Annotated in this window: 10 protein-coding genes; 4 read left to right on the top strand and 6 right to left on the bottom strand. The window is 36.3% G+C overall.

Annotated elements, in window-relative coordinates; translation table 11 throughout:
• Positions 1 to 4 precede the first annotated feature (4 nt).
• Positions 5 to 979 (bottom strand): hypothetical protein, encoded by a 975-nt coding sequence (locus tag CORI_RS05320; RefSeq protein ID WP_173031115.1) that lies wholly within the window; start codon positions 977 to 979, stop codon positions 5 to 7.
• Between the two features lie 208 nt (positions 980 to 1187).
• Between CORI_RS05320 and htpG the strand changes: the two genes are divergently transcribed.
• Positions 1188 to 3053, top strand: a complete 1866-nt coding sequence (gene htpG / locus CORI_RS05325) for a molecular chaperone HtpG (RefSeq protein ID WP_173031116.1) — start codon at positions 1188 to 1190, stop codon at positions 3051 to 3053.
• An 85-nt stretch (positions 3054 to 3138) separates the two neighbouring features.
• A complete protein-coding gene (locus CORI_RS10785) occupies positions 3139 to 4818 on the top strand; it encodes a methyl-accepting chemotaxis protein (RefSeq protein WP_173031117.1) in 1680 nt (559 codons plus the stop codon).
• Between the two features lie 158 nt (positions 4819 to 4976).
• On the opposite strand, the gene CORI_RS05335 is transcribed toward CORI_RS10785, so the two are convergent.
• Both CORI_RS05335 and CORI_RS05340 read right to left on the bottom strand, forming a co-directional pair.
• Positions 4977 to 5345 carry a rhodanese-like domain-containing protein gene (locus tag CORI_RS05335; protein ID WP_254064886.1) on the bottom strand — a complete coding sequence of 123 codons (369 nt, stop codon included), beginning with the start codon at positions 5343 to 5345 and terminating at the stop codon, positions 4977 to 4979.
• 9 nt (positions 5346 to 5354) lie between these two features.
• Complete coding sequence (locus CORI_RS05340) at positions 5355 to 7391, bottom strand: ATP-dependent helicase (RefSeq protein ID WP_173031118.1); 2037 nt, start codon at positions 7389 to 7391, stop codon at positions 5355 to 5357.
• Between the two features lie 270 nt (positions 7392 to 7661).
• On the opposite strand from CORI_RS05340, the gene CORI_RS05345 reads away from it, so the two are divergent.
• Both CORI_RS05345 and murG read left to right on the top strand, forming a co-directional pair.
• Positions 7662 to 8822: an FtsW/RodA/SpoVE family cell cycle protein gene (locus tag CORI_RS05345; RefSeq protein ID WP_173031119.1), complete on the top strand. Its 1161-nt coding sequence runs from the start codon at positions 7662 to 7664 to the stop codon at positions 8820 to 8822.
• The gene (murG, locus tag CORI_RS05350) at positions 8819 to 9847 is read left to right on the top strand and encodes an undecaprenyldiphospho-muramoylpentapeptide beta-N-acetylglucosaminyltransferase (protein WP_173031120.1); all 1029 of its coding nucleotides are present in this window, start codon (positions 8819 to 8821) and stop codon (positions 9845 to 9847) included. Before CORI_RS05345 ends, murG begins: the two co-directional genes overlap by 4 nt.
• Here murG and CORI_RS05355 read toward each other — a convergent pair.
• The 3 genes from CORI_RS05355 to CORI_RS05365 form a co-directional block, all read right to left on the bottom strand.
• Positions 9825 to 10565: an imidazole glycerol phosphate synthase gene (locus tag CORI_RS05355; protein WP_173031121.1), complete on the bottom strand. Its 741-nt coding sequence runs from the start codon at positions 10563 to 10565 to the stop codon at positions 9825 to 9827. The genes murG and CORI_RS05355 overlap by 23 nt on opposite strands.
• A gap of 3 nt (positions 10566 to 10568) precedes the next feature.
• Complete coding sequence (locus tag CORI_RS05360; protein ID WP_173031122.1) at positions 10569 to 11069, bottom strand: PAS domain-containing protein; 501 nt, start codon at positions 11067 to 11069, stop codon at positions 10569 to 10571.
• A 353-nt stretch (positions 11070 to 11422) separates the two neighbouring features.
• Positions 11423 to 12301: a YgcG family protein gene (locus CORI_RS05365; protein ID WP_173031123.1), complete on the bottom strand. Its 879-nt coding sequence runs from the start codon at positions 12299 to 12301 to the stop codon at positions 11423 to 11425.

Here is a 12301-nt window from a genome sequence, read left to right on the forward strand (position 1 = left end):
ATACTTATTGTATTTTAACAGAGAAAACATTGCTTGATATATCGTTTGCTTGCCTAAAGGTTAAACTCGTTATGATATACATTTTACGAAATAAACCTTTTTTCTTTTTTGCTATCTGTACATGCTCGGGAGAAAAAGTATGACTAAAAACATAACAATAATCTATCTCTTCAGCATTTATAATAGTATCTTTAAATAAAAATCTACCAATCACAATTCTGTCTTCATATATTTCTATGTAGTTAAAAAATAACAGCGAGCATAAAAACCAAATTGAAAATACAGTAAGCAAAATTCCAATGACTTGCAGAAACTTATTATCACAAATCAAAAATAACATTGTAAGTACAAATAAAAAAGCTGACATTGTAAAATCTTGTATTACAAAAAACGGATTTCTCTTATCAAGCCTATACAGAACTACTTCGGCCTTATCTTGCGACTCGTTTTTTGATTGCAAGCCTATCCTATCTGAAAGTATTTCCGGAAAAATATCATCTTTTTCATTATTTTTGATATTTTCTCTTCCGCTCCTATCTTTTAACGAAATCAACTCTTTTAGCATTTCATCAGATTGATCCGGATTTAAGCCTATTATTACGAACAATCCATTTATGAAGTATTTTCTCTTCCAAGTTATCCATACTTTATCAGGCATAAAATCATCCATAAAAATACTAAAACCGACCTCCAAATCTTCGGCTTTTATAATCGTATCTTTAAATGCAAATCTATTAATAACAATCCTATCTTCATAAATTTCTGCGTAATTAAAAAATAATGATAACTGCATCAGCCAGACCAAAAAGATAGAGCTTGAGATTCCAAGCATGCATACCCAGCCATCTCCAAAAATAGACAAAGGCAGTGCAATCAAAAATAGACAAATCAAATATAATATAAAATTAAGTCCGACTAAAGCCGCTTCTCTTTCGTAAATTTTATAAAACGGCTTTGAGTTTTGAATGTTTAAACCCATCTTATCGCCTTGTAAATTTATCTTTAACGCTATAAATTTAGATAATTTTACAATCAATTTTATTAAGCTCGCTTAAATTTAACTCACTCTACTTACTACGAATTTGCTAAAACTTGATACCATCTATATCAAGTTTATTATATTTATCTTGAAAATATTAGCAATTTGTAGTATAATCTGCTAAAAATTTTAAAACAAAAGGAAAAATATGCCAAAAAAAGCAGACAAATTTGAATTCCAAACAGAAGTAAGTCAACTCCTTGATCTTATGATTCACTCTCTATACTCGAACAAGGAAATTTTCTTAAGAGAGCTTGTGTCAAACGCTTCAGACGCGCTTGATAAACTAAATTATCTATCTTTAACGGATGAAAAATACAAAGCCCTAAGTTACACGCCAAGAATTGATATAAGCTTTGATAAAGATAAAAAGACGCTAACTATCAGCGATAACGGTATCGGAATGAACAAGGAAGATCTAATCAACAATCTAGGCACCATCGCAAGAAGCGGCACAAAGAGCTTTTTAAAAGAGCTTAGCGATAAAGCAAAAAAAGATAGCTCTCTTATAGGTCAGTTTGGAGTGGGCTTTTACTCGGCATTTATAGTTGCGGACAAGATAGAGGTTTTAAGCAAGAAGGCGCTTGAGGAAGAAGCGTTTTTATGGAGTTCGGATGCAAAAAGCTACGAGATAAAAGAGGCTAAAAAAGAAGGTCACGGCACAACCATAACCCTACATCTTAAAGATGATGAATTTAGCAATATCTATAGAATAGAAAATATCATCAAGAAGTATTCAAACCACATCCCTTATCCGATATTTGCCGATAAAGAAGAGTATATACCGCCAAAAGATGGAGAAAAAGAAGGAAGCTATGAAAGCAAAAACACGCAGATAAACAAGGCTTCTGCTCTTTGGAGAATGAATAAAACTAGCATAAAAACCGGTGAATACAATGACTTTTATAAGCAAATCAGCCATAATAACGTAGATCCGCTGCTTCATATACACACTAAAGCTGAAGGCAAGATCGAATACAGCACACTATTTTACATCCCTGCGACTGAGCCGTTTGATCTGTTTCGCGTTGATTATCAAAGCGGCGTGAAGCTATACGTTAAGTGCGTTTTTATAAGCGATGACGCCAAAGAGCTTCTGCCTCCTTACTTGAGATTTGTACGCGGAATTATCGATGTAGAGGATCTGCCGCTAAACGTAAGCCGTGAAATTTTACAAGAAAATGCGATAATGAGAAACGTAAAAGAGCAAAGCGTAAAGAAAATTTTAAGCGAGCTTTCCAAACTTAAAGATAAAGATAGAGAAAAATACATAAAATTTTACGCAATGTTTGGCAAAGTGCTTAAAGAAGGACTGTACGGCTTTGGCAACGACAAAGAGCAAATTTTAGATCTGTGCCTGTTTAAATCAAGCAAACGCGATGGTCTAATTAGCCTTAAGGAGTATAAAGAGGCGATGAGCGCGGATCAAAAAAGCATTTACTACATAAGCGGCAACAACGAATCTATGCTTAAAAATTCTCCTTTGCTAGAGAGCTTTAAGAAAAAGGGCATAGAAGTGCTTATAATGGACGAAGAGATCGACACTATCGTTATGCCTATGGTAAATGAATTTGACAAAACCGCTATCAAATCTATCACTCACTCTGACGTAGATAGCGAGATAAAAGATGATAGCGAAGCTGTGGACGAGAGTAAACACGTGGGAATTTTAGCCAAGATGCGCGAAATTTTAAAAGATGAAGTAAAAGACGTAAAGCTTAGTTCGCGCCTTAGCGAATCGGCAGCCGTTTTAGTCTATGACAAGAACGATCCTGATTTTGCTATGCAAACTATCTTAAGGCAGATGGGGCAGTCAAATATACCAAATGCCAAGCCTATCCTTGAGATAAATCCAGATCATGAAATTTTTGAAAAACTATCCAAAAATGAATTAATGGTGCATGATGTTTCAAATTTATTGCTTAATATGGCGAAGCTAAATGAGGGAATGGATCTAGAAAATCCATCCGAATTTAGTAAGAGTTTGATTAAAATAATATTAAAGGCCTTGTAAAAAATATAATTTTATAATACTTTAAAATTAAAAAAAATATAATTACAAAACTTAAATTTGACGCGGAGTAAGGATATTACGCTCAATGACGAAGATAGTTTATTCGAAAAATTTTCAGAGAGTTGTTACTCTTTTTTGTATAGGTTTTATAGTTGCGCTTGGTTGTGTCTTTTTAAAAATGCAAGAGACATCAGCCAAGCTTACAAATTCTTCAAGCAGACAGCTTATTTCATACAAGCTGGCCGACGAGCTGCGTCAAAGCTCGGATGATTTAACCAAATTCGTTAGATTATTCGTTGCTACAAACGGTAATGAAATATATGAAAAAGAGTATAATAAAGTCCTAGATATCAGAAACGGCAAAGTCCCTCGCGCAGGCACAAATGAAAAAATACCGTTAAAAGAACTTATGAAAAAAGAGGGTTTTAGCGATAGTGAGTTTAAAAAACTAGAAGATGCCGAAAATAGATCCATTGATCTGGCAAAGCTTGAATTTGAAGCTATAGATATGATCAAGTCCGCTTCTTTGCTTCACTATAATCCAAGTGAAGCAAAAGAAAAAGCTATGAATTTGGTATTTGGCGACAACTACAATAACCACAAAGCAAACATCGCTCAGCCTATAAATGAGTTTTTTACTATGGTTGAAAATAGAACCGCAAACGAATTTAGCATATATAAGCATAAACTTGATAATATGCAAAATATATTTTTAGTCCTTTCTGCGGTGGTAATTCTAACGATATTTTTCTTCGCATATCTTAGCACAAAGGTTACTGAAGGAATTTTAGGAGCAAAGCCTGCCCGCATCGAAAGCGTTATGAAAGAAATTTCAAGCGGAAATTTAGCTGTAGAAATCAGTACCGATTTTAAAAATAGCGCATTAGGACTTTTAAAAATAGCCACGAGCAACTTAAAAAGCCTGATATCTGAAGCCAAAAATTTATCAACTGAAAATTCATCAGTCGCCTACGAGCTATCGGCTACATCTTTGCAAACCGGACAAAACGTAGAAAAATCCTTGATAACAACAAATGAAACTACCGCAAAAGCTTCTTTAATCAAAGATCAGATAAAAACCTCCATAGAAGAGGCAAAACAGAGCAAAAGCGATATGCAAAACGCCATAAACCAGATCGATACGGCAAACGAAGCCATATCTCGCCTAAGCGATAAAATAAACTCAAGCGTTCAAACCGAACTTGCGCTGGCAAATAAAATTTCAGAGCTAAATAAAGACGCCGAGCAAGTTAGAAACATACTATCGGTTATAGACGAGATCGCCGATCAGACGAATTTGCTCGCTCTTAATGCCGCCATTGAGGCCGCTCGCGCAGGAGAGCACGGAAGAGGATTTGCCGTAGTTGCTGATGAGGTAAGAACTCTTGCTGAAAGAACTCAAAATTCACTCATCGAAATAAATTCGACCATAAATATCATAGTTGGCGCTATATCTGATTCAAGTGCGCAGATGAATTTAAACTCAAAGCAGATCAGCGAGCTAACTTCGGTTGTCGATGAGGTTAAAGGCAAGATAGTTTCGATGAACGAAAGCATCAAAAAAGCCGTTTTGATGTCAGATAAAGCAGTTGAAGACTATATCAAAACGGGCCAAGACGTAAATGCGATCTTGCAAGGCATGTCTGATATAGCCGAATGCTCGGCTCAAAATGCAAAAAGCGTTGAAGAGATCGCAAGCGCAACCGAGCATTTAAGCAAAATGACCGAAACGCTAAATAACAAGCTATCTAAATTTAGTACCTAATTTTGTAGTCCAGTGTAGTTAAATTTACAATAGTTATTGCTTGATCGCTAATTAAATTTTATATGTATATCAAGTCAAATTTTCATAAATTTAGCTTTTAAAAAGCGAATTCATGAACTTATATTATTCAACCCAAAAGCACTTATTTAGTTTTAAATTTACGGCTTTTCTATTTCTTGCGTTTCATAACCTTCAAACAATAGCTTTGACATACCGCCGCTTAAATTTATAATCTCTTTAAAAAGTCCGCTTGAAGCTAAAATTTCAGCCCCCATCAGACTTCGCACCCCTCTTCTACAAATAAGCGCCACGGGTTTATTTACATCCACGACGGCTAAAATTTCTTCTAAAAATTTTGGATTAAAGACTCTGTCATTATCATAAAAATACACTAGCTTAGCGCCCTTGATAACGCCTGTTTCATTCCACTCGTAAGGAGTTCTTATGTCGATTAACTGCTCAAAATTTTCGGCATTTTGCTTTGTGATCTCTATACTTTTTATCTCGTTAAAATTTATCTTTGGCACAATATTTCCTTAAATTTCACTCTTCGCCATCCCTGCTTCTACCAAAAAACAGCTTGGATGATAGTTGATTTTCTTAATTTTATCGTATTTTGCATAACTTAAAAAAAGCTCATCTCTAGCTCTTGTAACAGCTACATAAAACAGCCTTCGCTCCTCTTCCAGGCTTCCGCCCATACTCATAAGCTTTAAATTCGGAAAGCGATTTTGCGCAAGATCCACGATAAAAACCTGCTCAAACTCAAGCCCTTTACTCGCATGCACGCTTAAAAGATTTACCCCTTCGCCACTACTCATCTCGTTACTGCCTAGTGTGATGAAGTTATAGAAATTCTGCGCTTCGGAGTAGTTTTTAGACAACTCGCTTAATACTTCGGTCTTTGCCATTATCCGCTCTTTAGCCTCTTGCTTAATGCCTTCATCTACATTGCCGTTTTTCATGGTGGCACGCTTGGTTGCTAAATTTTCAGCCACAAGAGCGTAAATTTTGCTTGTTTTTATCTCATTTATCAAAGAATTTGGTCTAGTAAGCCTTTTTGCTCTAATTAAAAAGTTATAAATTTCATACAAAAACGTCGCCCCGCTCTCGCTTAATTTTTGCATTTTAAGTATAGGATGAGCAAAAAATTTCTCTCCAAAACCAAGTTTAGAAAATCTTGACATCTCGCCGACCTCATCAATCTCATCAAAAAGACCAAGCTGATAGTTTCGCATCTTTTTTTCAAACAAATTCACACTATCGTCAGGATTTAACAATCCCTCAACCGCGTTTCCATGCCCAAGCTTAACCAAAGCATCGAAAATTTCCTTGCTAAGTGCGGCGCCGACTCCTTTTGCGTATTCAAAGATATGGATAAACGCCATGATATCTTTTGGATTTATGATAATGCCCATAAGATCCATAAGTGCTTTTATCTCCCTACTTTCAAAAAAGCTTATCCCGCCTTTGCGCTTGGAATTTATCCCACGCTCTCTAAGCGCAACCTCAAGCCCGTCGGCGCTTGAGTTGTTGCGAAAAATGATAGCGATCTCCTCGTGCTTAAATTTTGAGTTTGATATTATTTCAGCGATATTTGAGTACTGATCAAAAAGCTCCTCATAAACCAGCAGGCGCGGAGGTGCAAATTTCTTATCATCTCTGCTTACGATCAGCTTTTTTTCATACAAGCGCGGGTTGTTTGAGATGACTTTATTAGCAAGTGCAAGTATGCTTGAACTACTTCGATAATTCGTATTTAGAGCATAAATTTTAGCATTTAAGAAGCGATCCTTAAAAGAGCCGATTATCTCGATATTTGCTCCGTTAAAAGCATAAATGCTTTGATCAAAATCACCGACGCAAAACAAGCTTTTGGTGTTAAACGCTTCAATGAGCGAGCCTTGTAAGGTGTTGGTATCTTGATATTCATCGACTAAAATTTCATCAAAGCTTAACGGGGCTCCCTTTTTAAGCTCTTTTCTCATCTTTATAAGCAGATCGTTAAAGTCCGCGTAACCAAATTTAGCCTTTTCTTCTTCAAATTCCCTTAAAACATCTTCGTAAATTTCAGCATATACGGCTTGTTCGTCACTTCTATCTTTTAGCCAGTCGGAGAAATTACCGTCTATGACGGAATTTTGAAATAGCGAATAAAGATCGTAAAGATAGGCTCCGCCGTAAGCCTTGATATCGCTTAAATGATAAAATTTACGCCTATCCACAAGGCTTTTAAGAAGCGTTTTTAGTTCACTTGGCTGCTTTAGAGTTACGCCCTTATCAAGCGCTTTTAAAAGAGAATAAGATACAGAGTGAAAAGTGCCAGCCGTGATCTTAGAAGTAATTTTTTTATCAAAATACCTATTTAAACGCTCTATCATCTCGATTGAAGCTTTATTTGTAAATGTTAGCAAAAGTATCTTTTCCGCCTTAACACCCAAATTTAGCAAATGAGCTATGCGCGCTACGATGGTAGATGTCTTGCCTGTGCCTGCGCTTGCTATTACTAGATTGTGCCCGGCTGGAGCGGTAGCGGCGGCGTATTGTTCGGTATTTAGTCTTGAAAGGGGCATATAAATCTCTCTTTTAAAAAGACGTGATTATACGATAAGTTAAATTTGAAGTTGATAAATTTAATAGGCTTTTGTGAATCTAAATTTTAAATTAGCACGAATTTGCAATACCGCAAAAACAATTTTCGGCTTTAAATTTTATAAATTTTACATATCCATTTTGCTTTATAAATTTAACCTTAATAATCGCAAATTTCTAATACGAATTAACATCTTTGTAAGTAAATTTTAAGTAAAATCAAAGCCCAATTTAAAAAGCGGAGAGAGATTTTGCAAGTAGATCGACAGATATTTTACGCCTGTGTAGCACTTATTACTATAGGCATTATCTTTTCGCTATCTTTGCCTGTTTTTGCGGTGCTTTACTTCAACTACGAAACATATCATTTTTTTATCAGGCAGCTTGCGGTAGGTGCATTGGGCATATTTTTGATGTGGAGTATATCGCTACTTAATCCCGACAAAGCGCTTGTTTGGATAGGGTTTGCGCTTTTTATCGTTTGCGGGCTATCCATGGGGCTTATGCACGCACTTCCAAGCTCGATGGTAACGGATGCCGGAGGAGCTAAACGCTGGATACGCTTGCCCGGTTTTTCACTAGCTCCGGTTGAGTTTTTCAAGATCGGATTTGTGTATTTTTTAGCGTGGAGCTTTGCAAGAAAGATAGATGACAGTAAAAAGAGCCTAAAAGAGGAATTTAAGCTTATCCTGCCTTACGCCTTTTTGTTTTTGATCGTGGTTTATCTTATAGCCGTGTTGCAAAACGACCTTGGGCAAGTGGTGGTTTTAGCCCTTACTCTTATCATGATGGCGTTTTTTGCGGGCACAAGCTTAAGACTGTTTGGAATTGGCGCGATAGCTGCAATCGCGCTTGCAACTCTTGCCATAGCAACCTCCGAGCATAGAATTTTACGTATCAAATCATGGTGGGGCACGATACAAAACATGGTCTTATCAATGCTTCCTGAGAATTTAGCAAACGCTCTAAGAGTAGCTGATGCTCCTGAGCCTTATCAAATTTCACACTCGCTCAACGCTATAAAACATGGGGGATTTTTCGGTGAGGGGCTTGGTGCAGGAGTATTTAAGCTTGGATTTTTAAGCGAAGTTCATACCGACTTCGTGCTAGCAGGCATAGCCGAAGAGATCGGGGTACTTGGCGTATCGGCAATTACTTTTATAGTGATTTTTTTACTTTATAGAATTTTTAGAGTCTCTTCAAGAAGCGAAAACAAAGTGTATCACCTATTTAGCCTAGGTATCGGGCTTCTTATCTCCCTTTCATTTCTAATGAACTCCTACGGCATCACATCAATCACACCGATCAAAGGAATCGCCGTGCCGTTTTTAAGCTATGGAGGAAGCTCTATACTTGCGCTTTGCATAGGTATAGGCATGGTGCTAATGGTAAGTAAAAGGGCAAAGGGATGATCATCATAAGCGGAGGCGGAACCGGCGGTCATTTGGCGATTGCTAAAAGTCTAAACGAAGAGCTTGTAAGAAGAGGCGAAAAGACTATATTTGTCGGTTCATCCAGCGGGCAGGATATGATGTGGTTTAAAGACGATGAGAATTTTGAAGATAAAATTTTCTTGCCAAGCAAAGGAGTAGTAAACAAAAGAGGCTTTAGCAAGCTTGCTTCGCTTGTGAATATACTTAATCTAGCCTTTAAATGCAGTAAAATTTTTAAAGAGGTTGACGCTAAAGCCGTTATAAGCGTAGGTGGATATAGTGCGGCTCCTGCGGCATTTGCAGCAATTATCTCAAATTTGCCGCTTTTTATCCATGAACAAAACGCCGTAACAGGCAAGCTTAATAAAATTTTAAAACCTTTTGCCAAAGGATTTTTTAGCTCTTACGAAAAAGTTAAATTTGATTACCCTGTCGCAAGCAAATTTTTTGAAAAGTCAAGAGTTAGAAGCGAACTTAAAAACATAATCTTTCTAGGCGGTTCGCAAGGTGCGGCGGCTATAAACGAGCTTGCTTTGAATTTGGCTTTAGACTTAAAAAATATGGGTGTAAATATCATTCATCAATGCGGCAAAAACGGATTTAACGAGTTAAAAAAAGAGTATCAAAAGCTAGAAGTTGAAGTTGATCTGTTTGAATTTAGCAAAGAGATAGAAGCCAAGATGAGCGCTGCCGATCTTGCCGTAAGCAGGGCCGGAGCGAGCACTCTATGGGAGCTTTGCGCAAGCGGTTTGCCGACGATATTTATCCCCTACCCTCACGCGGCTAAAAATCATCAATTTTACAACGCTAAGTTTTTGGTAGATCAGAATTTGGCTAAATTTTGCTTTCAAAAAGATGGCAAAATTGATAAAAATGAAATTTTAGATATTATAAGTTCAATAAATTTAGAAGAAATCTCAAGCCGATTAAGCGCTCAAATAAGCCCCAACGGCTCTCAAAAAATAGTCGATGAAATTTTAGCTAAGATAACTTCTCACCAATAGAATCGACCTTAAGTTCTTTTAGCTCATAGGTCAAATAATAATATATCAACTCATCGGTCTTTAGGCTCTCATCGCTAAATATCGGCTCTATCATAGATATAATCTTGTCCGTCATTCCTGCAATCTCAACCAAAAGTAGCTCATCGTGTCTCTCTTTGGCAAGTTTGATACTATAAAGAAAAAATTTATAAAGCATCTTAAATTCTTTTAAGATTACATTAGATATAACTACGGCTCTAGTCTTAAGAGTTTCGTCAAGTCTCTTTTGAAATTCTATGAGTTCGGCTAAAGCGGTTTTGATCTTACGTCTTTGACCACCATTTCTTGAAATCCAACGCTTTGAGTCCTCTTTGAGCAAATTTCCATACTCTACCGTTAAAACGCCGATTATAAATTTTATATTTTGACAAGCTTTTGCAAGCATATCGCTAACTTCTAAGCTTACGCCTTTTTTTTCGGTTTTTATAGAAATTTTTCTAATTATCTGATCAAGATATATGCTTATGTTTTTATAATAATCCTCGTTGTCAAAGACATTTTTAAAATACATACTATCCTTGCGCTCATCCAAAATATCATGCTTCTTGATAGACTCAACCAAAGAGCTAAATTCAGCGACACTGATATTTATAGACTCGTCTTCTATCTTAGTTTGACAAAGCACCTCAATCTCGTTTTTTATCTCTTTTATATCTTTAAAAATTGAAGAATAATCCATCTTTTATCCACGTTGCAACTTATGAACCAACTCGTCATAAGTCGTATTGTTTTCTTTTAAGATTTTTTCAAGCAACTTGCTTGAAGCATCCATCCCACCGCTCTTTTCAGCCTCTAAAAGCTGCTTATAAACGCCTTCTATAAATTTTACGGCATTTTCATTCGGCCTTCTTCTTACCGAGTGATATCCCACGATATTGCCTTGAGCGTCCAAAGAGGCTGTAACGTTTGCAAAAACCCAGTAAAATCCGCCGTCGAAACTTTTGTTTTTTACAAAGGCGAAAATCTCTTGTTTAGCCTTAATTCTATCCCACAAAAGCTTAAAAACCACTCTTGGCATATCGGGATGACGTATGATATTGTGAGGTTTGCCAAGAAGATCGGTTGCCTTTGCTCCGACTATGCGTAAAAACGGCTCATTGCAATAGGTAATTTTACCCTTTGTGTCAGTCTTTGAAACGATAAATTCATTCTCTTTTACAAAGTACTGTTTTTCTGCGCCCATACTATCAAAAACTCCTTAAAATCACATCTAATAATCAGCGTATAATATAAAATTTCGAACTTTAGCAGTTTTGCGTAATTTTAATGTAAATTCCCAAACAAATTCAGTTGCCGATATTTATTTTTTATTTTATAATATAAAAAATAAAATACAGATATAATTTTTAAGATTTTTATAGATATTTTTAAAATTTGTTTATATTTTTACAAAAAAGTATAGATTATATGATTTGCTAGAATAGATTCAATACGGCTTGATTCTTAAGTTAAATTTAAAAAGCTTTTAAAAACTAAAATTTTTTATTAAATTTTATAGCCAAAGTTATATTGTTTAAACAAAATCCACTTATAGCTTTACCACCTTCCGCTAGCTCCTCCACCACCGAAGCTTCCGCCACCACCGCTAAAGCCACCACTACTTCCACCGCTAAAGCCTCCACTGCTGCTACTGGCACCAAAGCCACCGCTTTTCAAAAGTCCTATTGGCATCTTTCTTATGCTGTTAAAGACAAACACAAAAACTGTGATCGTCACAATCATGGCCACCACTATTGCGGTCATGGCTGAGCCAGTAAACAAAATAGCCAAAACTCCGATAAAAAATCCAAGTGCTCCAGATATCAGCATAGAAGTAGCAATATCACTTACTATCCTATGTTTAAATAGTCCACTAAGAAAAACCAAGACAAACGAGCCACCAACAACACCAGATAAAAGCGTATAGAACATATCTTCGATAGGATCTCCCACATAATCATTCCCGCTGTCTTCATCTATGAAATCTATTATTTTAGCTACGCCGTCTAATATACCTTGTTCGAAATTTCCATCTTTAAATTTGGGGATGATTACTCTTTGTATTATCTCATGGCTTATAGCATCCGTTAATGATCCTTCTAAACCGTATCCTACTTCTATGCGAATTTCTTTTTCGTTTGGAGCTACTACTAACAATACTCCGTTATCTTTATCTTTTTGTCCTATAGCCCAGTATCTACCAAGCTCAAGAGAGTACTCTTCCAGACTTCTTCCTTGAAGAGAATTTAAAGTTACTACAACAACTTGATTTGTAGTATTTGATTCATGATTTGCAAGAATTTTAGTTAAATTCTCTTTTGCCGAATTACTTAGTATATTTGCCTCATCGACTACTCTGCCGGTAAGGTGGGGGAAATTTAACTCTGCAGCAAAAATAGCCGCAAAAAGAAGCAAAACCGACAAGATCTTTTTCAT

This window comes from Campylobacter sp. CCUG 57310 (genome assembly GCF_013201975.1).
GTDB classification, from domain to species: Bacteria; Campylobacterota; Campylobacteria; order Campylobacterales; family Campylobacteraceae; genus Campylobacter_A; species Campylobacter_A canis.

Excerpts from the sequence above, each read along its gene's own strand:
- CORI_RS05320 (WP_173031115.1), bottom strand. The coding sequence starts at position 979 with ATGGGTTTAAACATTCAAAACTCAAAGCCGTTTTATAAAATTTACGAA.
- htpG (WP_173031116.1), top strand. The coding sequence starts at position 1,188 with ATGCCAAAAAAAGCAGACAAATTTGAATTCCAAACAGAAGTAAGTCAA.
- CORI_RS10785 (WP_173031117.1), top strand. The coding sequence starts at position 3,139 with ATGACGAAGATAGTTTATTCGAAAAATTTTCAGAGAGTTGTTACTCTT.
- CORI_RS05340 (WP_173031118.1), bottom strand. The coding sequence starts at position 7,391 with ATGCCCCTTTCAAGACTAAATACCGAACAATACGCCGCCGCTACCGCT.
- murG (WP_173031120.1), top strand. The coding sequence starts at position 8,819 with ATGATCATCATAAGCGGAGGCGGAACCGGCGGTCATTTGGCGATTGCT.
- CORI_RS05355 (WP_173031121.1), bottom strand. The coding sequence starts at position 10,565 with ATGGATTATTCTTCAATTTTTAAAGATATAAAAGAGATAAAAAACGAG.
- CORI_RS05360 (WP_173031122.1), bottom strand. The coding sequence starts at position 11,069 with ATGGGCGCAGAAAAACAGTACTTTGTAAAAGAGAATGAATTTATCGTT.
- CORI_RS05365 (WP_173031123.1), bottom strand. The coding sequence starts at position 12,301 with ATGAAAAAGATCTTGTCGGTTTTGCTTCTTTTTGCGGCTATTTTTGCT.